This is a genomic window from Mesorhizobium sp. M0954 (assembly GCF_040319155.1).
In the GTDB taxonomy this organism is placed as follows: Bacteria; Pseudomonadota; Alphaproteobacteria; order Rhizobiales; family Rhizobiaceae; genus Mesorhizobium.
Window position 1 is genome coordinate 209,823 of record NZ_JAMYNR010000004.1, and the last position, 24,385, is coordinate 234,207.

A 24,385-nucleotide genomic window follows, 5' to 3' on the forward strand; every position below is an offset into this window, starting at 1 on the left:
TTTTGTGTTGCGTTGCACAATGGTGGTCCTATTCTGCGCAAGGGGGGCGCTTCCGATTGGAATGCGCCGTGAACGACGCCGCTATATTGACCGATTGGCAGTTTCGCCGTCCCTCCGGCGTATGCCGCTAATGGGAAATGCGCGCGACACCCAATTGGACGCGCTGAGGGCCATCGCCGTGACGATGGTGCTGTACTCCCATTTCTTCGCGGCCGGAGGGTCCTCGTTCTGGGGCCATATCGGCGTGCGCCTGTTCTTCGTGCTGAGCGGCTTTCTGATCACGCGACTGCTGCTGGAAGCCAGAGCGGCCGCCGAATTCGAAACCGGACCGGCGCTGAAATCCTTCTATATCAGGCGGGCGCTGCGAATATTCCCGCCCTATTTCGCCGTGCTGGGTTTCGTCTGGCTGGTGGACCTGGAGCAGTCCAGAGGATCACTGGCCTGGCATGCCCTCTATCTGTCGAATTTCTGGTACGCGGCGCAGAATGAATGGACGCCCTGGCTGCTCTGCCATTTCTGGAGCCTGAGCATCGAGGAGCAGTTCTATATCGCCTGGCCACTGATCGTCCTGCTGGCACCGCGCCAGCGCCTCGAAGCGATCTGCATCGGCGTGATCATGCTGTCGCTGGCCTACCGGTTTTATTGGCCGATCGCGGGAACGCCCGGTTTGGCGCGCGACCTGCTGCCGCCGGCGTCGATGGATGCATTGGCGTCAGGCGCGCTGCTCGCCGCCTACCGGTCAAGAACAGCCGGCTTGCCGCAATGGCTTCGAGCTGGCTGGCCGGGGCTCGCCGCGGCGTTTTTCGTTCTGCAGTGGTTTGCGCCGGCGCCGGCAAATCCGGTGCAGGAATGGGGTCTCTGGCTGCTGTTGCAGATCCTGCCTGTCGCGCCTCTGGTGGTCATCGTTGCAAGCTGTTCAACGGGCATTGGCGGTCGCGTCGGAAAACTTCTCGAACTGCCGCCGCTGCTTGGCCTTGGCCGCATAAGCTACGGCGTCTATCTCTACCATCCCATAGTGCTGGCTCTGGTTGTCAAGTCGCAGCCCTGGATCCCGCTCAACGTCTCGGAGCAAGGGCCGGGGCGGTTCCTGGTCGCGGGAACTGCGACGCTCATGCTGGCTTCGGTTTCGTGGCTGCTTTTCGAAAAGCCGCTCAACAGCCTCAAGCGCCACTTCCCCTATGTTGCTGGAAAAGGCCGAGGCGCCATCTCGGCAGGCATGGACGTGGGCAATGCCGGATGGCTCGCGGCCGGAGCATATCCGGGCAGGCCGCTTGATGGTGGCACGTCACCCTTGCCGCGCAAGCTGCACCGAACCGATCGGAGCTGATCATGGCTGCTGCTCCCTTGGTTTCCGTTCTGCTGCCGATCTACAATGCGGGACCTTATCTCGCCGCTGCGCTGGGCAGCGTCCTGCGCCAGGATTACGAGCGTCTGGAGGTCATCGCCATCGATGACGGCTCGACCGACAACTCGCTGCAGATCCTGCAGAAATACCGCCAGGCCGACAATCGCATCTCGATCATCTCACGCGAAAACCGTGGCCTGATCGCAACTTTGAACGAAGGCCTGGCCGTGGCGCGCGGCGATCTGGTCGCCAGGATGGACGCCGACGACATCGCCTATCCCCAGCGCCTGTCGCGGCAGGTCGCGCTGTTCAACCAGCAGCCTGACCTGGCTCTATGCGGCGCGGGTTTCGATACCTTGCTCGGCAACCGCATCGTCCGGGGTTCGCCCGATCCGATATTCCAGGACAATGTCCTGCGAATACTGTCGATGTTCTTCACGATCTTCATGCATTCCACGGTCGTCTACAACAGGAAGGTCATCGAAGAGAGCGTTCTATTTTATGACGAAAGCTACAAGCATGCCGAGGATTTCGACCTGTTCAGGCGGCTGACCGACCGCTACCCGGCGGCCATGATCCCCGAAAGCCTGATCGCCTATCGTATCCATGACGACAGCGTGACCAACAGGCACAAGCGCGAAATGCGCAGGACCCATTTGAAGATCGTCGCCGAGAACCTCGAGCGCGAAGGGCTCGCACAAGAGACGCAAGGCCTGCGCGACATCGGTGAGGTCCTGTCGATGGACACGGTTCGCCGTGCCGCCGAATGGATCCTTGCGCTGGAAGAAAGGATTTCGGCACTGCCGGCCGAGACGAGGCCGAGTTACCAGGCCGGCACGCTGAACCTGTTCTATTTCCACTACCAGCTGATATCGGGGGAAAGGCAGCCGCTGCTGATGCACGAATTCCTGACGCGGACGGCGAAATGGAACCTCATCCGGCGGCGCGAGCAGTACGTGTTTCGGACCGGTGCCTTCGCGCCGCGCTTCAGTCTCGCCTCGATGTCGGTCACCAGGCAGGTGGATGCCCTGTCGCGGTATCTGCAGTCCGTGCCGGCCGCGGCGGTTTTGCCTTCGAACCAGTTGAGCTAGCAACGCATGTTCGTCAAATCGCACCAGCTCCAGCAGCGCGGCCGCTCGACGGTGCCGGCGGCCATGTCGCCGCGGCCGCAGCAAGGACCGGCGCCGGCGGTCAGCTTCATTGTCTGCACACGCGACCGTGTCGCCGTACTCGAGCCCTGCATCAGCTCGATCCAGGCCGCGTGTCGTGCCCATGCCGACTTTGCCGCCGAGCTGGTGGTTGTCGACAACGGCTCGACCGACAGCACGGCCAAACGGCTGGCCAGCATCGCCGAACTGTCGGACATCCCGTTCACCGCCATTTGCGAGCCGCGACCCGGATTAGCGGCCGCGCGCAACGCCGGGCTGGAGCGGGCGCGGGGCCGCGTGCTGGTCTTCGTCGACGATGATTGCGCTGTCCACAAGGATTATTTGCGCGATCTGCAGCGGCACTATGCGGCCGGCGAACGGGTCATCCGCGGCGGCCGCGTCGAGATCGGCGACCCCCGCGACCTGCCGTTCACCATCAAGCGGTCGCCGGTGCGCGCGCGGCTTACGCCGGATGTCCATCCCGGCGGCTTCGTGCTTGGCTGCAACATGACGATGCATCGCGATGTCGCCGCCCGTATCGGGCGGTTCGACGAACGGTTCGGCGCCGGCGGCCCGCTGCGATCGGCGGAGGATACGGACTATCTGGTGCGGGCGGTGCTGCTTGGGATTCCGGTCGAATACGTGCCCGACATGACCATCTATCACCATCACGGCCGGCGCGACCGCAAGGCCATCGAAAAGCTGCATCGCGACTACAGCATGGGCAATGGCGGGCTTTGCCTGAAGCATATCCGCAACGCGCCGTGGCTGCTTCGGCATTTCTACTGGTCGATGAGGGCGGCCTTGCGCGAATTGGGGAAAGGCCCGCTGTTCGACCGTGAACTCCAGCTGTCGCACTGGCCGATCATCGGCATGAACTTGCTGGGCGCGGCCAAGTTCGCGGTGCTTTTGCTGGCGAAATCCCCCGAAACGACGGAAATGCGACAGGAGCAACAGGCAAATGCCGAGGCAAGGTGATCCGCCATCATGCGACTGATGCCGCCCAGCCTACCGATGCTGCGCCGCGCGCTCGGGCAAAAACAGTTGCGTCTGCTTCCGGCCGTGGTGGTGCTCGGGCTGCTCAGCGCCGCGCTTGAAGGCTTCGGCATCGGCCTGATCATCCCGTTGCTGAACATAATCATGGGGCAACAGGGGCAGACCGGCATGGCTGGCTTTTCCGCCGTCTTCCAGCATGTCGGATCGAGCTTGAGCGAGCGCGACCGGCTGATCGTCATATCGGTCGCCATCCTCGGCTCGATCGTGCTGAAGAACCTGTTCGCTTTCGCCAACACGCTGCTGACCACCTTTATCTATGGCAAGGCAAGCCATTCGATCCGCAGCGCGCTGTCGGAGCGGCTGCTGCGGGTGGGCTACCCATTCTTCCTGCAGCAAAGCCCGGGACGGCTGCTCAACATCATCTCCAACGAATCCTGGCGGGCCTCGGATGCCATCCAGATCACGTTGGGGGCAATCGTCAATGCATCGGCCGCAATCATCCTATTGGCCTTCCTGCTGCTCCTGTCGTGGCAGATGACGCTGCTGGTGACGCTGGGCCTGGCGCTGGTCCAGGTCGCGCACGCCGTGCTGTCGGCCAATCTGAAGGCGCCGAGCCGCAGCGTCGCCTCCCGCAACAGCCAGCTCGCATCGCAGATGCTGCATCTGGTGCATGCCGGGCGGCTGATCCGCATTTTTGGCCAGGAGCAACGCGAGAAGGCGGCATTCGACCAGGCATCGGATGCGGTGCGCCGGGCGGCGTTCGTGCTTTTAACCCGCCAGGGAGCTTTGCCGCCGCTGACCGAGGTTCTGCACGCCATGCTGTTCCTGGCGGTGGTGATCGGCGCCTGGTTCGCCAATGTTTCCTTCCCGCTGATCGTCGCCTTCGTCATCCTGCTCTACAGGCTGCAGCCCTACATGCGATCGTTGCAAATGGCCTGGAGCCAGCTGCAGGGCCTCAGCGGATCGCTGGAAGAGGTGACGTGGATGCTGGACCCATCCGACAAGCCAGCGCCGCCGCAAGGCAGCGCAGCGTTCCCCGGGCTCAGCCAAGGCATCAAGTTCGAGGACGTCACCTTTACCTATTCCGGCTCGGAGCAGCGCGCGGTGGTGCTGCATGCGGCGAGTTTCGATATCCGTAGCGGCCGCTCGACCGCGCTGATCGGCCGGTCGGGCGCCGGCAAGACGACGATCGTCAACCTTTTGTGCCGCTTCGTCGAACCGGATAGCGGCAGGATCCTCGTCGATGGATCGCCGCTGGACCGCATAGACCCCGGCCAGTGGCGAAAGCACATCGCGCTTGCCAGCCAGGAGCTGGAGCTGGTCGACGGCACGATTTTCGACAACATCATCTACGGCCAGGACGCGGCCTCGGCCGATGACGCCGAGCGCGCGGCAAAACTGGCCGAAGCGCATGGCTTCATCGAGCAACTGCCGCAGGGTTACTGGACGGTCGTCGGCTACCGCGGCGTCAATCTCTCGGCGGGACAGCGACAGCGGATCGCGCTGGCCAGAGCGCTGGTGCGCGATCCCGATATCCTGATCCTGGACGAAGCCACCAATGCGGTGGACGGCCTGTCGGAAGCGGCAATCGTCGAGACGCTCAAGTCGCGGGCCGGCCGCCGCACTACCATCGTCATCAGCCATCATCGCAGCACCATCTCGTTCTGCGACGACGTCGTGATCCTGAGCCACGGCCGTGTGAAAAAGCAGGCGCCGTTCGCCGCGCTTGCGACGCTCAGCATGGACGAGCTTTACCAGCACGAGGCGCTGGAAGCCTGAGGGCGACCCGCTGCGTGCGCGCGCTGGGAGGTCGTCTCGGATGTCAAGCCGGGTCAAGCATCTCAGGGGCGAGGAAGACCTCCGCCATACGTCTCTACGGGGTTTCTGGGATGATGAGTGATCCCGAGCTTACCCGCTTTTCATCTGGAGCGTACAGAACCAAGGGTCCGCCTGCCAAATCCAGCAATGGCAGGCGGACCCTAATCAGCGCATGAAGGGACTGATTCTGCGCCGATGTCTCCTCGAGGAGGTGACGCCTTCAACTGAAGACGGGCGCAGTTGTTCCCGACGCCGGCCGTACACAAGACCATTGCGCAGGCAGGTCAGACTTAGGTCCCTGTAAACGCGCATCGCTGGCTGGAGTGAACATCGGATCGGCTCGGTGGTAGCGAAACTTCGGCCGGAGATAGATGCAGCCATCGGGTCCCGGAGCATGACCGGCTCGGCGCTGATCATGGGCGGCGATCTGTCCCCGCACGACTGATGCCGAGGGCGCTTGCAGTCCTGCGGAATACGCATCCACCAGCGCCAGTGAAGTTGTCCAAGCGGTACGCAGCGGTCGTCAAGCTGTTGCTAATATGCAGCACAGGCAGCGCTCTATGAACGGCGTCGCTTGGAACCGCTACCTCCGACCAACCGTTAGTGTCACAATGACAAACCAAAAAGTGAGGCTGACGATGGACCCGCTGCAAAACAACACGTTGGAGATCTGGTGTCTTGCGGCCGTTCCGCTGTCGCTGCTCCTCACGGTGTTATTAGCCGGATTTATCCTTTAGCCGGACCCAACGGCGCCGGCTGCGGACCGGGGCCTGGAAGATGAAAATGCCGGCCATTTAGGCACGCTAGGCGTCTCGGACACCCCTGTAGCACCAGGCCGTGGCAGCCTTTCCAACATTGCCATCATAATCGGCTCTTTCGACCGGTCCGGCCCGCAGCGATTGCTCGCAGCCCCGTTGCGAGGGTGAGCATGCGAGCTCGTACGTTTTTTACACAATCTCTGATTGGTGGACTCGCCCGCCGCCATCGACGTTAATTTTGCGTTAGCGACAGGAGGGGGGAGATCGCTAAAGGGAGGAAGAAAATGAAAGAAAACTACGATCTGACGATCGACTACGACGACGAACCTTACGACAACAAGCCTTACGATCTAGCCACATTCGCAAGGAAGCACGGGCTCAACATTCGAGCCGCCGAGCTTCTTCTTTTCGCCAAAGGCCCGTCTCGAGCGGCCTGCGATGCCGCGGCGAGGGCTTTTCTCGCCGCAGTCGCCGCACAAGCTATGAGACAATCGGCGCGGTAAGTCTCACAAACCATTGCTGACACGGCCTGCCGTGTCAGCAACCCGACGCACAGCGCTGGAAATTCCAGGCCGTTTCCAACAAGATGCCTGAGCATCCGGGAATGGCCTGAAATGTGCAATCTCTACAACATCACGACCAGCCAGGAGGCCATCCGCCAGTGGACCCGCGCCTTGCGCGACATCCTCGGCAATCTCGAACCCTCGATCGACACCTATCCCAACCAGCCAGGCCCTGTGGTGCGCAACACGCCGGACGGCGAACGCGAATTGGCCAATCTGCTGTGGGGCATGCCGACGCCACTGGAGCGGGTCAAGGGCAAGGCCGACTATGGCACCACCAATATCCGCAATCCGCAATATGGCCACTGGCAGCAATATCTCGGCATCGAGAACCGCTGCGTGGTGCCTGTCACCAGCTTCGCCGAGCCTAGCCCGACGCCCGGCGACAAGGACCACGAGACCGGCATCCAGCGCAACTACTGGTTTGCACTCGGCGAGGACCGCCCGCTGTTCTTCTTTGCCGGCCTGTGGACGCGCTGGCATGGCCTTCGCAAGGTCAAGGACGGCCCCGCCGATCACCAGGTCTATGGCTTCATGACGACCCAGCCCAACGCGCTGATCGCGCCGATCCACGAAAAGGCAATGCCGGTGATCCTGACCACGCCGAAAGAAACCGAGACCTGGCTGACGGCGCCATGGTCGGAGGCAAGGCACCTGCAGCGCACGGCGCCCGATGATGCGCTGGTGATCGTCGACAAGCCGGCGACACAGATCAAGTTTCCGCAGCAGGCGCCGGCGCAAGGCTCGTTGTTTTAGCGCTTGAATTTCTGCAGCACCCAGATGTAGCCCTTGGGCGGATGGTCCTGGTCGATGAACTGCGTCTTCACCGTCGTGTCCTTGCGGCTGCATCGTTTGCACCTGAACCTGATCGCTTCCAGCGGCTTGCTCCAGCCCACCACCTGGGCCACGTCATTCGCCCTGAAGCGTCCGACATGGTAGCAATGGCCGCACTCCACGATGAGCAGCATGTTGGCCTTGGCGGCACGCCCAACGCTGTCCATCGGCCCGGCCATGGCTCAATTCCGGGTCGAGTAATCCTCGGGCAGCGGAAGCAGGCCAAGCTCCGCCATCCGGTAATCGGGCTCCTTCTCCGCGACGCTGGCCAGCACCTCGTGCAATTTCTCGACAAGCCCGCAAAGCTGCCAGAACAGCTCGCCATGCGCCTTCAGATGCAGTTGCGACGACAGCACCGTCTTGCGCAGGCTCAAAGTGTCCCTGATCGCCTCCGCATCCCTCGCCGACAGCCTGTCGAACCGGCTTTTTCGTCTGCCCATCGCGGCTCTCCTCGATTTGTGAGCAACCGCCCCGCCTGCTGACAAATAGGAAGGCATTCCTCGCAGAGTCAATTCGCTCTTGACATTTTTGTTCCCGTTTTGTTCAATATCAACTAATGGAGGCACCGAAGCGACAGCACGCCGCCTCAATGCCTCTTGAAATACTGCACCTCACGTTCGTGCTTTTCGGCGGCCTCGCGGGTATCGAAGGTGCCGAGATTGCGGCGCTTGCCGGTCTTTTCGTCCTTCTTGCGCGAATAGAGGCGGTATTTTCCGTCTTTGAGTTTTCTGATCATCTGTCACTCCCCGAGCCGCTGCTTCCCCTTAAGGTTGCGCGCGGCTTGTTCGATAGCCGCCCTGTCGTTTCCCAGCCTGTCGATCAGCTCCTGCGCCTGTTCGCCCGATATGCCGGTGCGCACCGCCAGGGCCTCCACCGTCAAAACGTCGGAGCTCGCGACCTCGCGGGTTTCCGGCAGGGCATCGCCTGCCGTCAGTGGCAGGGCCGCCTCCCTGTCGATCTCGGCCCCGGCCCGGTGCCAGTGCCGCTCGGGATCGCCATGGATCCCGCCTTCGCGTACCCAGATCTGGTATGCGCGCTCACGAATCTTGTCTTCCCGGTCGTCGCCCATGTTGATTTCTCCTTTGGGTATCGGATGAACGCCGCGCCAACCCGAACGATCCAAGAAATCTGCGTGATCGTTGGGTGGGGTCGCACAAGGCGCCATGCACTGCGGCCGCCAGCCACCCCACGGCCTGCCTACTCGCACTGCCTGCGCGGCCCGCCCGAATACGGCTGATAGCTGTTGTCCTCCGGTCGATATGACCGGTAGCGGCTGAAGCAGTATTGCACGTGGTCGAATGAGAGCTCGGCGGCGCCGGATTCATCCGATGGCGCGTAGCCCTCCACCGACGACGTATCGCTCGCCTCGAAATAGCTGCCGTCATCGGCGGCGCCGAGATAGGGCGAGATGCAGGGGCGCTGTTGTCCGCTGTAGGATGTGTAGTGGTTGTCGTCCGGCCTGTAGGAGCGGTAGCGGCTGGCGCACCATTCCACGTGGGCGGCGGGCAGCGTCTGCTGCTCTTCCGCTGGTGGCTGGATAGAGCCGGTCGCGGTAATGTCGGCTGTCGACGCTGCGGCGGCATCGGTGGGTTTCGAGGTGCGATCGACTTCCGAGGTGCGAACGGGGACCGGGCGGGCCGGGAGGCGCTCGAGGCGCTGCGAGGCCGGGTTCACCGGTCGCGGGTCCTTGGCCCACAGTTCGGCGACGCTGGAGACCGGGGCGGCCGGCCGTACCGGCTTGGCTATTAGAAGCCAGGTGGCGAAGGCGAGGCCGCTGGCGAATACGGCGAGCGTCAGCACGAAGCCGCCGAAGATTGCGAATAAGGCTTTCATGCCGCGCTCCTTCGCCTCCCGGTTAAGGAAATGCGGGGGCGGGGAATCCGGTTCCAGGAAGAGGGTGGGGGCAGGGCACTTAAAGGAGGACCCCTCTCTCCGTCTCGGCTGGGCCGAGACCCCCATCCCCCGTTGAGGGGGGCGGCCCCCAGGCACCGTAGGCCGCTTTAACTGCCGGCCCCAATAGCGCAGCAATTACTAGAGCTATCGGACGAAGCGGCTTTCGCTGCGCTCGCGCGGGCGGGGCAGGTCGATGTCGATCAGCCGCGCCGCGCCGCCTTTCTCCTTGGGCAGGATCAGCACCCGGTCGGCGAGGTAGATTGCTTCCTCGAGGTCGTGCGTCACCATCACCATGGTGACGTTCTCCTCGCTCCAGATGCGCGCCAGTTCCTCCTGCATGCCGATCTTGGTCATCGCATCGAGCGCGCCCAGCGGCTCGTCGAGCAGCAGGATTTCGGGCTGCACGGTCAAGGCGCGGGCGATGCCGACGCGCTGCGCCATGCCGCCCGACAGCTGCCGGGGAAAGGCATCGCTGAATTCGGCGAGGCCGACGAGCGCGATATAGAAGCGCGCCCGTTCCTCGGCCTCGGCCTTTGGCACGCCGCGCACTTCGAGACCGAAGGCGACATTGCCGAGCACGGTCAACCAGGGCAGCAGGCGCGGTTCCTGGAAGATCACCGCACGTTCGGCACCGACGCCGTGCACCGGCTTGCCGTCAATGGCGACGCCGCCGCTGTCGGCGGCCTCCAGCCCGGCAAGGATGCGCAGCAGCGTGGTCTTGCCCGATCCGCTGGCGCCGACGATGACAAGGCATTCGCCCGAGCGGATGTCGAGATTGAGGGTCCTCAGAACGGCGAGCGAGCGCCCACTGATGCTGAACGATTTGGACAGGTCGCGTATGCTGACCTGACCGCCGCTTGTGCTGCTCATCGCGCGCGTCTCCCAACTGGTTGGTCGGTTGCCTTTGTCAGTTGGTCTTGGTTTCGCCCGGCCGGTAGAGGATGTCTGTTGCCTTCAGCTTGCCCTTTGGCAGGCGGCCGTCGCGCTCGAGCACGCTGACCCAGAAGTCGATGTCGCGGTCCGTCGCCTTGGCCCCCTGGCGCAGGCCGAAGCCGGTCCAGTAACGCGCCAGTTCGCCGTTTTCGCCGCGCTTGTCGAGGATTGTGGCGAGCACCTTGCGCGCTTCGTCGGGGTTCTGCAGCGACCAGTCGGAGGCGCGCGCCGATTGTTCGACGAAGTTGCGGGCGGCGTCCGGATGCGCGGCGATGAAGTCGCGCCTGAGCACGACGAAGCCGCCGGCCAGCTCGCCCAGCACGTCGGTGTCGTTGAACACGCCACGCACGCCGCCGTTGTCCACGAGGGCGCCGGCAAACGTCGCCTGCCAGTAGCCGAGCGCCGCGATGTCGACCTGACGGGAGCGCAAGGTCTGTTCGAGCTGCGGTCCGGGCACGACGACGAGATTGGCAGCATCCGGCGGCAGGCCGACGCTGTGCAGCGCCTCGCGCACGGTGTAGTCGAGATGGGCGCCGAGCGTGTTGACGGCGATGGTCTTGCCGGCGATGTCGGCGATCGATTTGATCGGGCTGTCGTCCAGCACGTAGAAGACGCTACGCACCTTGCTATTGATGCCGTTGCTCGGATAGGCGGCGACGAAGTCGTTGCCGCCGGAGATCGAGTTGATCACGGCTGCGGTTGCAGCCGAGCCGATATCGACGCTGCCGGAGGCCAGCGCAAACAATGATTCCGGGCCGCCGCCGGAATAGCCGACATTCTCGACCTCGATACCGAGGCCTTTGAAATAGCCGAGCTCGCCGGCCAGCTCATGCGGAGAGATGCTGCCACGGCTGGCGAGGGAGCGGAACTTCACTGGTTCCGCTTCGGCAAAGGCGAAGCGCGGCAGGCCCGCGGCGAGAAGGCCGGCGGCGAAGGGCGCGCCGGCAAGCAGGGAACGGCGGGAGATTTTCATGGTCCGGGTCTTTCCTGATTTGAGTTCTGGCCTGGTTGAGATTGGTAAGGGCGGGTGGTCAGTCGACGGCATTGCTCCAGCGGCAGAGCCGGCGCTGCAGGCTGACCAGCGCCTGGTTTGCAATCAGGCCGAGGCCGGCGAGGATGACGATTGCCGCAAACATCAGCGGGATCTGGAAATTGTATTGCGCGTTCATCACCTGGAAGCCGATGCCCTTGTTTGCGCCGATCATTTCGGAAGCGATCAACAGCAGCAGCGCCGTGGTGGCGCTGAGCCTCAGTCCGACGAAGATCGACGGCACGGCGCCGGGCAGCACGACGCGGCGGAAGACGGTGAGCTGCCTGGCACCATAGACGCGGGCCATCTCCAGCAGTTTCGGATCGACCTGCTTGACGCCGCCGATGGTGTTGAGCAGCAACGGGAACAGCGTCGCCCAGAAGATGACGAACACCTTGGAGGCCTCGCCGAGCCCAAGCAGCAGGATAAATACGGGATAGAGCGCCAGCGCCGAGGTCTGGCGGAAAACCTGCAGGATGGGATCGAGCGCGGTTTCGACCGTGCGCACCTGACCCATGAACAGGCCAAGTGGGATGGCGACCAGCACGGCGGCCGCGAAAGCGAGACCGGCGCGCTGCAGGCTGATGGCGATGTCGCCGAGCAGAGTGCCGCCGACCAGCCCCTTCCAAAGTGCCGCGACAATCATGTCGATCGGCGGCAGCACGGCCGCGTTGACCCAGCCCGCGCTGCTCGACACTTGCCAGATTGCGAGGAAAGCGATGAGGACGCCGTAGCGCGACAGGAAGCGGATGCCCGCCCGGCCACCGAGGCGCAGGAAATCCGTGCCGAGGCTTGTCGTGCTGTCAGGCGTGCCGAGGCTGGCGGCCTGTTCGATGTGCTGCAAGGTCATCGTGTTGCCTCCTGCTTGGAAAATATCGGGCTTCTCGGGATTATTCGGCGGCCAGCACCGCCGAGCGGGCGGCGGTCCAGGGGTTTTCCGGCCGCCTGAGGCCGAGGTTCTCGCGCAGGGTCCTGCCTTCATAGGCGGTGCGGAACAGGCCGCGGCGCTGCAGTTCGGGGATCACCAGCTCGACGAAGTCGTCGAGCCCGCCGGGCAGCCAGGGCGGCAGGATGTTGAAGCCGTCGGCGGCTTCGTTGCCGAACCATTCCTCCAGCTGATCGGCGACCTGCGTGGCGCTGCCGATGACGGTATAATGGCCGCGGGCCGTTGCCACCCATTGGTAAAGCTGTCGGATGGTGAAGTTGTGCTCGTCGGCAATCTGGCGGATCAGCGCCTGGCGGCTCTTCATGCCTTCGGTCTCCTTGCTCGGCGGCAGCGGTCCATCGAGCGGATAGCCGGTGATGTCGAGCGTCTGGCCGGCCAGCCCGTTGAGCAGGGCGACGCCGTCTTCGGGCAGGATGAGATCGTTCAGCTGCTGGTACTTGGCGCGCGCTTCTTCTTCGGTGCGGCCGACGAAGGGTGCCACGCCCGGCATGATCAGCACCTGCTCGGGATCGCGGCCGACGGCCGCCACGCGCGCCTTGATATCGCGATAGAATTCCTGCGCCGACGCCAGGTTCTGATGGGCGGTGAAGATGACTTCCGCCGAGTGGGCGGCGAGCTTGCGACCGTCTTCCGATTGCCCCGCCTGCACCACGACCGGGTGCCCCTGCACCGGGCGCGGCACGTTGAGCGGCCCTTTCACGCTGAAATGCGCTCCCTTGTGGTCGATGTCGTGGAGCTTGTCCTTGTCGTAGAAGCGCCCCGATTTCTTGTCGCGGATGAAGGCATCGTCCTCCCAGCTGTCCCACAGGGCCTTGACCGTCTCGACGTGCTCATGCGCGCGGGCATAGCGCTCGGCGTGGGCAGGCTGCGTCTCGCGATTGAAGTTGCGCGCGGTTTCGTCGCCGGCCGAGGTGACGACGTTCCAGCCGGCGCGGCCATTCGACAGATGATCGAGCGAGGCGAATTTGCGGGCGAGCGTGTAGGGCTCCTCGTAGGTGGTCGAGGCGGTAGCGATGAAGCCGAGATGCGTGGTGAGCGGCGCCAGCGCTGCAAACAGCGTCACTGGCTCGAAGCCGGCGATCTTGGCATTGCCGCCTTCGCGGGCGCCGAGCCCGACCGTCAGATTGTCGGCGAGGAAATAGGCATCGAACAGGCCGCGCTCGGCGGTCAGGGCGAGCTGCTTGTGGAACTCGAAATTGGTGGCGCCGTCGGCCGGCGCCTCGGGGTGGCGCCAGGCGGCGATATGCTGTCCGCCGCCGGGCAGGAAAGCGCCCAGTTTGATTTGCCTGGATTTGGTGGATCTGGTCATCGCGGCGTGCTCCTGGACGGATCGGAGAGGGGATCTCGGGTCAGTGGTGCGTTCAGGCGGCAAGGCCGACGCCGTAGGGCACCCCGGTTACACGGCATGCCTCGGCGACCGCCTGCCGGGCGCGGGCGTGGATGGCTTCCGACACCAGCACGCCATTGGCAAAATCCTTGTCGGAGGCGTAGATCGCGGTCGGCACGGTCAGCGCCTCGAAGAAGCCGAACAGCGGCCGCAACTGGTGCTCGACGATCAGCGAATGGCGCTCGCCGCCGCCGGTCGCGGCGAGAATGACGGGCTTGCCCCTCAGCGACGACGGATCGAGCAGGTCGAAGAAATGCTTGAAAAGCCCGGTATAGCTGCCTTTGAAAGTCGGCGAGCCGGCCACCAGGATGTCGGCGCCCAGCAGCCGTTCGACAATGTTGCGCGCCGCCGGGTCGAGGTCGCCGAGGCGCCTTGCCTGCGGCAGGGAAGCGCCGAGATCCTCGATATCGAAGACGGCCGAGGCCGCGCCGATGCTTTCGGCGGCCTGCCCGACAATGTGGCTGACGAACGCCTTGGTCTTCGAGGGCCGGGTCAAATTGCCCGACAGCCCCACCACGAGCTTTTTCGACATTCCTGGCTCCCTCTCAAGCGCTCTATTTTAAGATCTTGGGTCTAGCGATCTATGTTAAATCTAGAGAGTTTGTAGAATTAAGAGAGTGAGAAAATTTCAAAAGTAGCGCATTGCGCGAACGGAGTTTGCGGCACATCGCCCACAATTGGTTCATTCAATGCGCCGCAGCGCGCTGAAAACCCGCCACAGCGCCTTCAGCCGCGATGGCGCAGCGCGTCGGACAGAGCGCATGAAGCCGGCCGGACATATAAGGCAAGTCGCCCTCGGACGCTCCCGGCGCGACGTCGAGGAACTATGTCCCGATACCACGATCCTCGACGGCCTAGCGGTCCTCGGGGAGGATGCAAGCGAGGCACAGGCCACGGCGCTGGAGTGGCTCCGCGGCATGCAGTGAGTCAGGCCAATTTGATTCAAATCCGGCTGTGGATATTTGCTTTTAGCTAAATCGAGGCGGTCATCTTGCCGGCGGGCGGGCAACAGGGAGATGCCTATGACAAGCGACTTTGCCGCCGCACACCTGCACCTTGAACGAGCCTGCCACTATTTGAGCGGCGAGGACGAGACGAGCCGCACGGCTCGTGCGGCTCTGGATCTCCTGATCGATGCAATTGTCGCAGCGCAATACAAGCGGCCGGTGGGAGATGTTGTGGAGTTTCCAAGGCCGGCAAAGCTGGGGCAATCCGCAAGCGGGAACGGGTAGTCCAACTGGCGGCGTCCCTTGTCCTGCCGGATTTACATGAACCAGGTTGCCACCAGGCCGATCGTCGCCGAGAAGATGGCGACGGTCGTTGCCCAGCCGAGTATGTTGGTGCTGCGGCTGTTAACCTGATCGCCCATGATCCTGCGGCTGTTCGTCATCAGCATGATGAGCAGCAGCAAGGGCGGTGTCGAGAAGCCTTGAACGATGCCGGACCAGACCAGCGCCTTCATCGGATTGAAGCCGAGAAAGTTCAGGCCAGCGGCGATCGCCGTAAAAAATCCGATGGCGAGGTAAAATTTGGGCGCCTCTCGAGCCCGGGCGTGCAGGCTGTTTTTCCAGCCGATGGCTTGTGCCACGTCATAGGCAGCGCCGGTGGTCATGACAGGAACCGCTAGGAAACCGACGCCGATCACACCTGCGGCGAACAGAACGCTTGCGGCCTGGCCGGCGAGCGGCCGCAGCGCCTCCGCCGCTTGCGCGGCCGTGTCGATATCGTGATGCCCCGCCTTGTAGAGCGTCGCCCCCGTCGACAGGATGATGAAATACATGATGAGATTTGAAAACATCATGCCGATGAGGATGTCCCGGCGCGAGCGGCGGAGTTCGCTGTCGGTAGCGCCCTTCCTTTGGCTGAGCGTTGTGCGCCCCTGGGCAATCTCCTCCTCCACCTCCTCATTGGACTGCCACGTATAGAGATAGGCGGACAGCGTCGTGCCGATGATGGCGACCAGGATCGACAGGAACTCGCGATTGAATTCGATCCTGGGGAGCAACGTCCCGCGCAGCACCGCCGCGGCGTTCGGTTTGGCCAGAATGGCGGCACCGACATAGGCGAGCAGCGCCAACGCCAGCCAGCGAAAGATGTTGCGAATCAAAGTATAGGAGCCGAAGACCTGGAGGGCGAAGATGAGGGCGGCGACGAACAGCACGATCAGCGGAATGGGAAGCGGCACGAATATGTTGATCGCCGCCGCCATTCCACCAAGATCTGCCGCTGCCTCGATGGTGTTGCCGACGAGCACACCCAACAGCACCGACCAGAGCAGCCACCGCGGGTAGAAGTCCTTGATGACGTGGAACAATCCGCGCCCCGACACCTGGCCGAGCTTCGACGACAGGTAGACGACCGCGTACATCATCGGCAACGTCACCGGAGCCGTCCAGAGCAGGTCGGGTCCGAAACGGGCGCCGGCACTGGCATAGGTGCCTATTGCGGAACAATCGTCGTCGGCCGCCCCTGTTATCAGTCCGAGGCCGAGCGCTCGTCCTATGCCGCCTTTGCCCTCCTTCGGTGGGATGGAATGATCGGAACCGGCCTGCCTCATTGCGACGGGACCGGGTTGCGAACGAAAGACGCGGCCTGCCATGCAATAATGGTAAGGATCGGTCGCGGCGCTGGTCTCATTTTGCTTCCTTCAACAACTTGCCCAAACCCGGCGTGCCATGACTTGTTCCGCGACGACGGGACAGGGGTTTTGTCTCAGGCAAAAAAGTTCGGGTTGACCGCTTCCGAACGCGAAGCGACTATCCGTTCGAGGCGAAGATCGCAGGAGGAAATGCAATGGACGAGCCCGGTCAGTGGCGCCACATGTCGAGCGCGCCAAGGGACGGCAGCAGAATCCTTGTCACGGTTCGGCCGTCCGAACAGGGTCCGGCCGAGGTCGACATGGCTTACTGGGCCCGCGCCGATCAGTTCGGCAGCGAAGGCTGGCGCGCCTCCGACTCGTCTCCAGGACGCATCGTCGAATATGCCGAACCCGAACTGAAGTGCTGGATGCCGCTGCCGTCGGCCAATCTCAGCAAGGGATCGATGCCTAGCCCCTGGGAGGGCGAAGATGTGCCGCTGGTGGATGGCTCCGGGATATGAGCGAGCGGGAAGGGTAGTTTTGATCGCTGGCGGGACAGCGCCCCCCTCTGGCCTGCCGGCCATCTCCCCCTCAAGGAGGGAGATTGGCCCTCATCGCGGCCTTCGCTAATCTCCGACGCTGCAAGAAGGGCGCGGCTATTGAAGCTGCCGATCTCCCCCTTGAAGGGGAGATGTCCGGCAGGACAGAGGGGGGTGTGAAGGAATGCCAACGTCCCGGTTGGCCCGCCTCGTTAGAACAGGAATGCGGCCGTGGCGGGGTTCGGGCCGGTGCGGCCGTCGGGCGAATCCATGCCCCGGATAAGCTCGAGGTCCTTCGCTTCCAACTCGAAATCGAAGACATCGAAATTGGCGGCGATGCGGTCCTGGTGGATCGACTTTGGAATGACGATCAGCCCTTCCTGAAGGTGCCACCTGACGATCGTCTGCGCCACCGACTTGCCGTGTTTCCTGGCGATGCTTTCAAGCGTCGGATCGCTCAACAGCCGGCCGCTGCCCAGTGGGCTCCAGCTCTCGATGCGGATGTTGTGCCTGTCGTGGAATTCACGTTTGTCACGCTGCTGGAAGCGGGGGTGGAGCTCGATCTGGTTGACGGTCGGCGTGACGCCGGTCTCGCCGATGATCCGTTCGAGGTGGTCCTGGTTGAAGTTCGAAACGCCGATCGACTTGATCCGGCCTGATTGCCTGAGTTCGATCAGCGTCTTCCAGGCCTCGACATATCTGTCCTGGCTGGGCACCGGCCAGTGGATCAGGAACAGGTCGATCTGTTCGATGCCGAGCTTGCTCATCGTCTCGTCGAAGGCGCGCAAGGCGGCGTCGCGCTGATGCGCGCCGTTGCGCAGTTTCGAGGTGATGAACAACTCGCTTCTCGGCACGCCGGCCGAGCGGATCGCCTGCCCGACACCTTCCTCGTTCTGATAGCCTTCGGCGGTGTCGATCAGCCTGTAGCCGGCCTCGATTCCCCAGCGCACCACCTTGGCGGTGATGGCTGGATCGACCTGCCACACGCCGAGGCCGATTTGCGGAATGGCGGAGCCGTCGTTCAATCTGATTTGTTCAGGTCTATTCAGGGTAATCTGTTCAGGCATGTTCAGGTCCTTCTGCATCGTTCCGCCCGGCGCAGGCTCTATCTAGTCTGAATGGCCGCCAAAGCCAGTCGATCTCAGGAGAATGTGAGGAGACGGACGTGAAGCGCTGATCCTCCGCTTCGGGCCGACAGCTCTCTGCGACCCACGGACTCCAGGGAACTCTATACAGGACGACCCCACTATCGCGGATTCTGTGGTATTCTGTGGACGATCCGAGGAGGCGACTGCGTTGACCAACAGCTTGGAAGCCGAAGGGGCAAGAGACTGGTCGCCCCTGCTGGTCGCGGCAGAACAAGGCGATGCGGAGGCGGTTCGATCGGAATTGGCGGCTGGCGCCGACATCAATCAGTCGGACGACGGCGGCTGGTCTGCACTTCACCTTTCAGCCCTCAATGGCCGCACAGCTGTGGTGGAGGCGCTGATCGAAGACCCGGAAATCGACGTGAATGCCAGAAACAAGTGGAAGAGCACGCCCTTGAGCCTTGCGTCGGCCAAGGGACATTACGCGTGTATCGCAGTCCTCGTGAGACACCCCCAAATAGAGATCAACGCGCGAGCTGACTACTACGGCAGAACGGCTCTTATCGAGGCGGCGAAGAACGGGCATCTCGAAGTCGTCAAGTTGCTCGTGGAGAATGGCGCGGAAGTAAATCTGACCGACAAGACGGGCAGAAACAACGCGCTCATCGAGGCTATCAAGGGGCGGCACTACGAGATCGCGGAATACCTGCTGGATTCTGGGAAAGTGAGCTTTATCAACAAAGAGATGAGGCTAAACGCCCTGATCTGGGCTGGCAGCTGCCACAACCCTCAGCTTATCGAAAAGCTGGAAGCCGCGATCCACCGTTTCTTCGACGGCAAATAAGGGCCTCGCCCTTACTGTCGCGGGGCGCGTCCGCATCTCCCGTCACGACAAGCTCGATGGCGCAAACGGTCCCGCGACGCTTCGCATAAATTATTCAACCAAATGGTTGACTATCTCAAAGCGTGCGTCTATATTCAACTACATGGTTGAATTAGAGACACCCAAGATGGACGCGGTTTTTCACGCCCTTGGCGACGCCACCCGGCGGCACATGCTTCGCGATCTCGCCGATGGCGAGAAAACGGTAAGCCAGCTGGCGGAACCCTTCGCGATGTCGCTCGCGGCGGCCTCCAAGCACATCAAGGCGCTGGAGAACGCAGGGCTTATTCGTCGAGAGGTGAGGGGCCGAACGCATCTGTGCCGACTAGCCCCTGGACCGCTGGCCAGCGCCCATCAGTGGCTCAGCTTCTACGAGCGCTTCTGGACCGGTCGTCTCGATGTTCTCGAACGCCTTCTTCGCGAAGAGGACGCACGCAAAGCCCAGGAAGAGCCCAGGAAATCGCCCAACTCAGAAGAAGGAGACGAGCAATGAACCAGATGAGAACCATCGACGCCTATGGCGAGCTGAGCGAGCCCGCCACGTTCACCATTCAGCGCCTCTTGCCCGGCCCCATCGAGCGCGTCTGGGCCTATCTCACCGAGAGTGACTTGCGCCGGCAATGGATGGCCGCGGGCCAGATGGAAATGAAGGCCGGCAGCTCGTTCGAATTGGTCTGGCGTAACGACGAGCTGACGGACCCGCCTGGCCAGCGACCAGCGGGCTTTCCCGAAGAGCATCGGATGGAGGGCCGGATCACCGAACTCGATCCGCCGCGCAAGCTTTCCATCACCTGGGGAAACACCGGCGGCGTCTCCTTCTTGCTGGAGGCGAAGGGTAACGATGTGCTGCTCACCGTCGTTCATCGCCGCCTGCCGGAACGTGCAATCCAGCTCAACATCACGGCCGGCTGGCACATACACCTCGACCTGCTGGCCGCCCGCCTGGCGGGCAAGACGCCGACCTCGTTCTGGGACGGCTGGAGCCGCCTGCGGGAAGAATACGACCGCCGCCTGCCGGCCTGATGTAACTCGCGGCGGCCATCCCTGAGGTCGCCGCCAGCAACACGAAGCAACGCTGAACCGATGAAACGTGCTTGCATCCCGCAAGCCTGATGGAGGAAGTCATGCGCAAATTAATCGCTGGAATGAAAATTTCCGTCGACGGCAAGATGGAGGGGCCCGAGGGTTACGCCGATTGGGTCGACGCGTGGTCGGACGAATACGGCCTGACGCCGCAAATCGACGCTTGCCTGCTTGGCAGCGTCATGTATGCCGGCTACGAGCGCTACTGGAGCGCCATCCAGAACGAGCCCGACAAGCCGCTGCCGATGACCGGCAAATTGCCGAAGCCGGCCGAGCTCGAATGGGCCCGCTTCGCCGCGCAGACCCCGCATTATGTGCTGTCGAACACAATGACTTCGGCGGCCTGGCCAAAGACGCGCTTCGTGCGGAATTTCGAGGATATCGCTGCACTGAAACAGCAGCCCGGCAAGGACATCTACCTTATGGGCGGCGCCCGAATTACCGCGAGCCTTATCGATGCCGGGCTGGTCGATGAGCTCAGGCTCATCGTCTATCCGCTGCTCGCCGGTGAAGGAAAGGCGCTGTTTGGGACGGCGAAAAATCGTCGTGGGCTCGAACTGCGCAAGGTCGAACAGCTTTCGGACGGCCGCGTTGGGCTGGTCTACGGGATCGGCTAAAGCGCGTCGCGTTCGATCGGCCTCATGCGATGCGCTTTTTACACGGCATGCATTAGCGCCAACGTCAGGCAACGACGCCGCGGCAGGCCCAGGCGACATTGGCAAAGGACCTCGGGCCGTCGGGCCGGCCGGCCTCATAGGCGTCGCGCATGGCGGCGTCGGTGCGCGCCCGCTCTTCCGGGTCGAGCGCGGCCACATACTTGCCGAGCGGCCCTTCGCCGGCGGCAATCGGCGCCCAGTAATCATCGAAATTTTGGTAGTCCATGCGGATCATCAACTGGGTTTCCGTAACGTCGCGGAGATCCTGTTCGACAAAGGTCCGTTTCATTTCACCCGGCTGCATCATCGGCTGCGTGCAATAGCGGGCACGCAACTGGCGTCCGCCTTCACTGAGCACCGCCACCGTGTCGATCATCATGCGCATCCCCGGCATGCCGCCGAGATGGTCCCATACCGTCGCCGCGACGACGCCGCCCGGCCGCACGACGCGGCGCATCTCGGCGACTGCCTTGCCGGCTTCGGGCACGAAATGGAGCACGAGCAGGGCTAGGGCACGGTCGAACGCGCCATCCTCAAAGGGCAGGGCGCAGGCATCCGCCTGACGGATTTTTATCCGCGGATCGGTGTTGCGTCGGATTGCCTCCTCGACGAAAACGGCCGAAAAGTCGATCGCCGCGACCTCGCCGAGGTCAGCGGCCTTGACGAGCGCGAAGGTCAGGCTGCCGGTACCGCAACCGACGTCGAGGATGTTTTCGCCGTCGGCAAGCCCCACGAAGTCGATGAACAGCGGCGCGAGTCTTTGGCTCCAGCGGCCCATGAGCTGCTCATAGCCGGCAGCATGATGAACATTGAAACTTGAAGTCATCGAAGCCTCCTCCCAAAGCCGTATGCTAGACTTCGGCGGCCGCTGACGAAAGCCACTTTTGGCGCGTGTTGGTTCGGCAGCCCGGAGCGCGCGAAGACATCGCCGGCCGGATTTGACGGCGCCGACCAGCCAGCCTCCGTGGCCTCGACCACCTATTCGGCGGGCAACCCGCGGCGCTTCCATTCGCTGCGCGGCACCGGATCTCCGACACGGAAGGCGAAGGAAATGACTTTCGTCGCGTCCGGATCGACCTCGCAACGATAGCTCAAATCGTACCACTGCCCGTTGGCACGGAAGGCGGTCCTGGGAACTTGCATGATAGTGCCTTCCTTCAGCCTGAATGAACGCAAGAGGTCGGGAAAATAGGGGGGCGAGGCGCGGCGCAACTGTTCGCGCAATTCCGTGAGGCAGAGCTGACCGATCCGCACGGGGCGGGGTATATTGCCCATTGCGCTTGTCGCTATCGGATCACCGGTTGCTGCTTCCGAGAACAACGTCTTGGCTTGCTGAAGCTTCAAGGGTTTTTGCTCCTTGACATCCGCTGGCTTGGGCTTCGGCGGCGGTGATGCGCCAGGCGACGGAGCCTGGTCTTTCCCCTCGACCGCTGTCACGGCAGGTGGCTGTGCAAGATCCTGGTTACTGGGAACTTGCGGCGCTGGCGGTTGTTCCGAACCATCCTCCGCACTGTTGCCGTCCAGAGACTTGCGAGGACCGGCGTCCTTCTCACCGAATTGGAAGACAGGTCTCTGCGCGGTGACCTCACGGCTCGTCGGCGTCTCGACCTTGGCTTCCGGCTGCTTTTCCGGCTTGGGCGGTTCAGCGGGGGACGGAGGTTTGGTTTTTTCCGGCGGTTTAGGCGGCGGCACGATATCAACTGCGATGGGCTGCTCCTTCTGCGGCTGCGGGGGCGACAGCGGCAGTGCGGACAAAAGAAGCGCGGCGGCGAGCAAATGCACGACCGCGGAGGCAGGCAAGGCCCACCCGAAAACCCGGCGCTGATCCCGTATGTCGTTTCTCATCATGACCGGTGTGTGGAATGAAATATTGGCGGCATCAAGCATCGATGCCGCCGGACGTCGAAATAACCCGTTGCGAATCGATAGTCGGCGGCTGCAACACGGCGCGGCATCCAATCGTGTGGCGTCGGCGTCCGCGCAGGGGACCGGGCCAGCAGCGCATGCGGCAAGTCGTCATTTCAGGCGGCTAGCAGGCACGCCCTGCCGGCACGGTGTCGCCGGTTGAAATCACAGGGAAACCGATAGCCCGCCGTCAACCGCCAGCACGTGCCCGTTGACGTAAGCGGCAGCGTCGGAGGCGAGAAACACCACGGCTCCGCCGAGCTCCTCAGGCTGGGCCCAGCGGCCCGCGGGGGTTCGTGCCTCGACCCATTTGGTGAAGGCCTCGTCGCGCATAAGTGCGGTGTTGAGCTCGGTGGCGAAATAGCCGGGGGCGATCGCGTTGACGGTGATGCCGTGACGGCCCAGCTCAGCGGCAGTGGAGCGTGTCAGCCCGTGCAGGCCCGCCTTTGCCGCCACATAGGCGTGAATGGTGGGACGGCCAAGGATCGCTGCGACCGATCCGGTGTTTATTATGCGCCCGAACTTGTTTGGCAGCATCAGGCGCACCGCGTCGCGCATCATGCGGAAGCAAGCCGACAGATTGACGGCAACCACATGGTTGAAATCCTCGTCCTGCCATTCGACCAGCGGTTTACGATGCTGGATGCCGGCGTTGTTGACCAGAATATCGAGGCGGCCGTGGCGTTCGACGATTCCTTCGAGCGACGCCCTTGAGATCGCCGCGTCGGTGACATCGAACGGCAGGGCTTCTGCACCGATCCTTTCGGCGGCCGCGGAAAGGGCGGCCATGTCGCGCGCATTGACGATCACCGTCGCGCCGTTTTCCGCAAGTGCCTTGGCCATGGCAAAACCAAGACCACGCGAGGCACCCGTGACCAATGCGACACGGCCCTTGAGCGAGAACAATTCCGGCATTGAGATCCCCTGTGAAAAGGGCGGGAGTTTCCTCCCGCCCAAAAGCACTATTTGGCGACGCAAGTGTCGGCTGTCTCCGGAGTGCAGACATCGAGGCCCGTGTAGGTCGGGTCGGCCGGCGGAGCCTTGCCCTCCTTCATTTCCTTCAGCGCCATCATCGTCTTGTAGCCCATCTCGAACGGCCGCTGGCCGACCTGGCCAAGGGAGAAACCTTCCTTCATCTGGTCGATCTGTACCGGAAGCGTGTCGGCAACGACAAGGGCCAGGGCTTTCGAGGCGATCTTGTCCTTGTACGGTGCGACCGCGGCGCGGTTGGCATCGGGAATGAACTGCGGGAAGCCACCGGTTGGGACGAATGCGTCGAGGTTCGGGTTTTTCGCCATGATATCCTCGAACTGTTGCACCGAAAGCGGGAAATCATCGTTGGTGTAGAGCGGACAGCCTTCGATTTCGGTCCAGCCGTTCTGGCCCGTCAGCCGATCCCCGGGCGAGGCCGCCGATTTGGTGCCCGAAAGCGTATCGCGAATGCCCTGCATGCGCTCGTTGTGGTTGGCCGCCGCGGCGCCGCCGGACTGGATGCAGATCGTGCCGCCTTTGGGCTTGATCTGCATTACAAGCTTGGCGAGGTTCTCGCCGATTTCGTAATTGTGCGTGCCGATATAGGCAACGCGGAGATCCTTGTTTTCGGGCAGGAGATCGGAGTCCCAGGTGAGGACCGGGATGCCGGCTTCCTTGGCGGCCTGCAGCGCAACCGCCATCGCCGCGGCGTTCGATGGCGACACGGCGATGCCGTCCACCTTCTTGGCCACGAGGTCCTGTACGATCTGCACCTGCTCGTCGCCACCACCATGTTCGCCGGGGCCGATATACATGCACTCCACGGCGCCATTGGATTCGGCCTCGGCTTTCTTGCAGCCGTCGCGTGCCTGGTCGAAGAAAGGATTGTTCATGTTCTTCGGCACCAGGGCGAAGGTGTATTTCGCCTGGGCGCCGGAAACGGCGAGCACCATTGCGCCAAGCGCCACGGCGGCCGTCAGCAGATGTTTTTTCATGTGACGTTCTCCTCCTGGGTGTGATCCCGCAAGCC

General features: G+C 63.0%; 27 protein-coding genes. 11 read left to right on the forward strand and 16 right to left on the reverse strand.

Annotation, left to right across the window (positions count from 1 at the left end; genetic code table 11):
• The first annotated feature begins 130 nt into the window (after nt 1-130).
• The 6 genes from NKH93_RS07725 (at nt 131) to NKH93_RS07750 (ending at nt 7,384) form a co-directional block, all read left to right on the forward strand.
• Nucleotides 131-1,327, forward strand: a complete 1,197-nt coding sequence (locus NKH93_RS07725; protein ID WP_352473739.1) for an acyltransferase family protein — start codon at nt 131-133, stop codon at nt 1,325-1,327.
• Nucleotides 1,328-1,329: 2 nt separating this feature from the next.
• The gene (locus NKH93_RS07730) at nt 1,330-2,436 is read left to right on the forward strand and encodes a glycosyltransferase family 2 protein (protein ID WP_352969786.1); all 1,107 of its coding nucleotides are present in this window, start codon (nt 1,330-1,332) and stop codon (nt 2,434-2,436) included.
• A gap of 6 nt (nt 2,437-2,442) precedes the next feature.
• Entirely contained in the window at nt 2,443-3,471 is a 1,029-nt protein-coding gene (locus NKH93_RS07735) for a glycosyltransferase family 2 protein (RefSeq protein WP_502896437.1), read from the forward strand.
• Nucleotides 3,472-3,480: 9 nt separating this feature from the next.
• Nucleotides 3,481-5,268, forward strand: coding sequence for an ABC transporter ATP-binding protein (locus NKH93_RS07740; RefSeq protein ID WP_502896438.1), 1,788 nt, complete (start codon nt 3,481-3,483; stop codon nt 5,266-5,268).
• A gap of 1,081 nt (nt 5,269-6,349) precedes the next feature.
• Entirely contained in the window at nt 6,350-6,568 is a 219-nt protein-coding gene (locus NKH93_RS07745) for a hypothetical protein (RefSeq protein WP_292659780.1), read from the forward strand.
• A gap of 111 nt (nt 6,569-6,679) precedes the next feature.
• Nucleotides 6,680-7,384 (forward strand): SOS response-associated peptidase, encoded by a 705-nt coding sequence (locus NKH93_RS07750; protein ID WP_352473737.1) that lies wholly within the window; start codon nt 6,680-6,682, stop codon nt 7,382-7,384.
• Here NKH93_RS07750 and NKH93_RS07755 read toward each other — a convergent pair.
• From NKH93_RS07755 to NKH93_RS07805, 11 genes are all read right to left on the reverse strand, one after another.
• Nucleotides 7,381-7,641 carry a hypothetical protein gene (locus NKH93_RS07755; RefSeq protein WP_352451464.1) on the reverse strand — a complete coding sequence of 87 codons (261 nt, stop codon included), beginning with the start codon at nt 7,639-7,641 and terminating at the stop codon, nt 7,381-7,383. The two genes, NKH93_RS07750 and NKH93_RS07755, sit on opposite strands and share 4 nt — an antisense overlap.
• Nucleotides 7,642-7,644: 3 nt before the next feature.
• Nucleotides 7,645-7,902, reverse strand: coding sequence for a hypothetical protein (locus NKH93_RS07760; protein ID WP_352473735.1), 258 nt, complete (start codon nt 7,900-7,902; stop codon nt 7,645-7,647).
• Between the two features lie 146 nt (nt 7,903-8,048).
• Entirely contained in the window at nt 8,049-8,198 is a 150-nt protein-coding gene (locus NKH93_RS07765) for a hypothetical protein (RefSeq protein WP_023677295.1), read from the reverse strand.
• A gap of 3 nt (nt 8,199-8,201) precedes the next feature.
• The gene (locus NKH93_RS07770) at nt 8,202-8,531 is read right to left on the reverse strand and encodes a DUF2934 domain-containing protein (protein WP_352920286.1); all 330 of its coding nucleotides are present in this window, start codon (nt 8,529-8,531) and stop codon (nt 8,202-8,204) included.
• Nucleotides 8,532-8,659: 128 nt separating this feature from the next.
• A complete protein-coding gene (locus tag NKH93_RS07775; RefSeq protein WP_352473733.1) occupies nt 8,660-9,295 on the reverse strand; it encodes a BA14K family protein in 636 nt (211 codons plus the stop codon).
• A gap of 204 nt (nt 9,296-9,499) precedes the next feature.
• Nucleotides 9,500-10,225: an ABC transporter ATP-binding protein gene (locus tag NKH93_RS07780; protein WP_352969788.1), complete on the reverse strand. Its 726-nt coding sequence runs from the start codon at nt 10,223-10,225 to the stop codon at nt 9,500-9,502.
• Between the two features lie 37 nt (nt 10,226-10,262).
• Complete coding sequence (locus NKH93_RS07785; RefSeq protein WP_352472197.1) at nt 10,263-11,261, reverse strand: ABC transporter substrate-binding protein; 999 nt, start codon at nt 11,259-11,261, stop codon at nt 10,263-10,265.
• A gap of 58 nt (nt 11,262-11,319) precedes the next feature.
• The gene (locus NKH93_RS07790; RefSeq protein ID WP_352472196.1) at nt 11,320-12,168 is read right to left on the reverse strand and encodes an ABC transporter permease; all 849 of its coding nucleotides are present in this window, start codon (nt 12,166-12,168) and stop codon (nt 11,320-11,322) included.
• A 40-nt stretch (nt 12,169-12,208) separates the two neighbouring features.
• A complete protein-coding gene (locus NKH93_RS07795; protein WP_352472194.1) occupies nt 12,209-13,573 on the reverse strand; it encodes an LLM class flavin-dependent oxidoreductase in 1,365 nt (454 codons plus the stop codon).
• Nucleotides 13,574-13,625: 52 nt separating this feature from the next.
• Entirely contained in the window at nt 13,626-14,183 is a 558-nt protein-coding gene (gene msuE / locus NKH93_RS07800) for an FMN reductase (RefSeq protein WP_023677302.1), read from the reverse strand.
• Between the two features lie 732 nt (nt 14,184-14,915).
• The gene (locus NKH93_RS07805; protein ID WP_352472192.1) at nt 14,916-16,208 is read right to left on the reverse strand and encodes an Nramp family divalent metal transporter; all 1,293 of its coding nucleotides are present in this window, start codon (nt 16,206-16,208) and stop codon (nt 14,916-14,918) included.
• A gap of 236 nt (nt 16,209-16,444) precedes the next feature.
• On the opposite strand from NKH93_RS07805, the gene NKH93_RS07810 reads away from it, so the two are divergent.
• Entirely contained in the window at nt 16,445-16,750 is a 306-nt protein-coding gene (locus NKH93_RS07810) for a hypothetical protein (protein WP_023677305.1), read from the forward strand.
• Between the two features lie 230 nt (nt 16,751-16,980).
• Here NKH93_RS07810 and NKH93_RS07815 read toward each other — a convergent pair whose 3' ends face one another.
• Complete coding sequence (locus tag NKH93_RS07815) at nt 16,981-17,835, reverse strand: aldo/keto reductase (protein ID WP_352451452.1); 855 nt, start codon at nt 17,833-17,835, stop codon at nt 16,981-16,983.
• A gap of 229 nt (nt 17,836-18,064) precedes the next feature.
• Between NKH93_RS07815 and NKH93_RS07820 the strand changes: the two genes are divergently transcribed.
• The 4 genes from NKH93_RS07820 to NKH93_RS07835 all read left to right on the forward strand — a co-directional run bounded on the left by NKH93_RS07820 (nt 18,065) and on the right by NKH93_RS07835 (nt 20,439).
• The gene (locus NKH93_RS07820) at nt 18,065-18,700 is read left to right on the forward strand and encodes an ankyrin repeat domain-containing protein (protein WP_352472190.1); all 636 of its coding nucleotides are present in this window, start codon (nt 18,065-18,067) and stop codon (nt 18,698-18,700) included.
• 142 nt (nt 18,701-18,842) lie between these two features.
• Complete coding sequence (locus NKH93_RS07825) at nt 18,843-19,232, forward strand: ArsR/SmtB family transcription factor (protein WP_352472205.1); 390 nt, start codon at nt 18,843-18,845, stop codon at nt 19,230-19,232.
• Nucleotides 19,229-19,762, forward strand: coding sequence for an SRPBCC family protein (locus NKH93_RS07830; RefSeq protein WP_352472189.1), 534 nt, complete (start codon nt 19,229-19,231; stop codon nt 19,760-19,762). Before NKH93_RS07825 ends, NKH93_RS07830 begins: the two co-directional genes overlap by 4 nt.
• A gap of 101 nt (nt 19,763-19,863) precedes the next feature.
• Nucleotides 19,864-20,439, forward strand: coding sequence for a dihydrofolate reductase family protein (locus NKH93_RS07835; protein WP_352472188.1), 576 nt, complete (start codon nt 19,864-19,866; stop codon nt 20,437-20,439).
• Between the two features lie 64 nt (nt 20,440-20,503).
• On the opposite strand, the gene NKH93_RS07840 is transcribed toward NKH93_RS07835, so the two are convergent.
• The 4 genes from NKH93_RS07840 to NKH93_RS07855 all read right to left on the reverse strand — a co-directional run bounded on the left by NKH93_RS07840 (nt 20,504) and on the right by NKH93_RS07855 (nt 24,350).
• Entirely contained in the window at nt 20,504-21,304 is an 801-nt protein-coding gene (locus tag NKH93_RS07840) for a class I SAM-dependent methyltransferase (protein WP_352472187.1), read from the reverse strand.
• Nucleotides 21,305-21,456: 152 nt separating this feature from the next.
• Complete coding sequence (locus NKH93_RS07845) at nt 21,457-22,365, reverse strand: DUF930 domain-containing protein (RefSeq protein WP_352472186.1); 909 nt, start codon at nt 22,363-22,365, stop codon at nt 21,457-21,459.
• Nucleotides 22,366-22,548: 183 nt separating this feature from the next.
• Nucleotides 22,549-23,298, reverse strand: a complete 750-nt coding sequence (locus NKH93_RS07850) for a glucose 1-dehydrogenase (RefSeq protein WP_352451446.1) — start codon at nt 23,296-23,298, stop codon at nt 22,549-22,551.
• 47 nt (nt 23,299-23,345) lie between these two features.
• Nucleotides 23,346-24,350, reverse strand: a complete 1,005-nt coding sequence (locus NKH93_RS07855) for a sugar-binding protein (protein WP_023677316.1) — start codon at nt 24,348-24,350, stop codon at nt 23,346-23,348.
• Nucleotides 24,351-24,385: the final 35 nt, after the last annotated feature.

Coding starts and splice junctions, on each gene's coding strand:
- NKH93_RS07725 (WP_352473739.1), top strand. CDS start 131: ATGGGAAATGCGCGCGACACCCAATTGGACGCGCTGAGGGCCATCGCC.
- NKH93_RS07730 (WP_352969786.1), top strand. CDS start 1,330: ATGGCTGCTGCTCCCTTGGTTTCCGTTCTGCTGCCGATCTACAATGCG.
- NKH93_RS07735 (WP_502896437.1), top strand. CDS start 2,443: ATGTTCGTCAAATCGCACCAGCTCCAGCAGCGCGGCCGCTCGACGGTG.
- NKH93_RS07740 (WP_502896438.1), top strand. CDS start 3,481: ATGCGACTGATGCCGCCCAGCCTACCGATGCTGCGCCGCGCGCTCGGG.
- NKH93_RS07745 (WP_292659780.1), top strand. CDS start 6,350: ATGAAAGAAAACTACGATCTGACGATCGACTACGACGACGAACCTTAC.
- NKH93_RS07750 (WP_352473737.1), top strand. CDS start 6,680: ATGTGCAATCTCTACAACATCACGACCAGCCAGGAGGCCATCCGCCAG.
- NKH93_RS07755 (WP_352451464.1), bottom strand. CDS start 7,641: ATGGCCGGGCCGATGGACAGCGTTGGGCGTGCCGCCAAGGCCAACATG.
- NKH93_RS07760 (WP_352473735.1), bottom strand. CDS start 7,902: ATGGGCAGACGAAAAAGCCGGTTCGACAGGCTGTCGGCGAGGGATGCG.
- NKH93_RS07765 (WP_023677295.1), bottom strand. CDS start 8,198: ATGATCAGAAAACTCAAAGACGGAAAATACCGCCTCTATTCGCGCAAG.
- NKH93_RS07770 (WP_352920286.1), bottom strand. CDS start 8,531: ATGGGCGACGACCGGGAAGACAAGATTCGTGAGCGCGCATACCAGATC.
- NKH93_RS07775 (WP_352473733.1), bottom strand. CDS start 9,295: ATGAAAGCCTTATTCGCAATCTTCGGCGGCTTCGTGCTGACGCTCGCC.
- NKH93_RS07780 (WP_352969788.1), bottom strand. CDS start 10,225: ATGAGCAGCACAAGCGGCGGTCAGGTCAGCATACGCGACCTGTCCAAA.
- NKH93_RS07785 (WP_352472197.1), bottom strand. CDS start 11,261: ATGAAAATCTCCCGCCGTTCCCTGCTTGCCGGCGCGCCCTTCGCCGCC.
- NKH93_RS07790 (WP_352472196.1), bottom strand. CDS start 12,168: ATGACCTTGCAGCACATCGAACAGGCCGCCAGCCTCGGCACGCCTGAC.
- NKH93_RS07795 (WP_352472194.1), bottom strand. CDS start 13,573: ATGACCAGATCCACCAAATCCAGGCAAATCAAACTGGGCGCTTTCCTG.
- msuE (WP_023677302.1), bottom strand. CDS start 14,183: ATGTCGAAAAAGCTCGTGGTGGGGCTGTCGGGCAATTTGACCCGGCCC.
- NKH93_RS07805 (WP_352472192.1), bottom strand. CDS start 16,208: ATGAGGCAGGCCGGTTCCGATCATTCCATCCCACCGAAGGAGGGCAAA.
- NKH93_RS07810 (WP_023677305.1), top strand. CDS start 16,445: ATGGACGAGCCCGGTCAGTGGCGCCACATGTCGAGCGCGCCAAGGGAC.
- NKH93_RS07815 (WP_352451452.1), bottom strand. CDS start 17,835: ATGCCTGAACAGATTACCCTGAATAGACCTGAACAAATCAGATTGAAC.
- NKH93_RS07825 (WP_352472205.1), top strand. CDS start 18,843: ATGGTTGAATTAGAGACACCCAAGATGGACGCGGTTTTTCACGCCCTT.
- NKH93_RS07830 (WP_352472189.1), top strand. CDS start 19,229: ATGAACCAGATGAGAACCATCGACGCCTATGGCGAGCTGAGCGAGCCC.
- NKH93_RS07835 (WP_352472188.1), top strand. CDS start 19,864: ATGCGCAAATTAATCGCTGGAATGAAAATTTCCGTCGACGGCAAGATG.
- NKH93_RS07840 (WP_352472187.1), bottom strand. CDS start 21,304: ATGACTTCAAGTTTCAATGTTCATCATGCTGCCGGCTATGAGCAGCTC.
- NKH93_RS07845 (WP_352472186.1), bottom strand. CDS start 22,365: ATGCTTGATGCCGCCAATATTTCATTCCACACACCGGTCATGATGAGA.
- NKH93_RS07850 (WP_352451446.1), bottom strand. CDS start 23,298: ATGCCGGAATTGTTCTCGCTCAAGGGCCGTGTCGCATTGGTCACGGGT.
- NKH93_RS07855 (WP_023677316.1), bottom strand. CDS start 24,350: ATGAAAAAACATCTGCTGACGGCCGCCGTGGCGCTTGGCGCAATGGTG.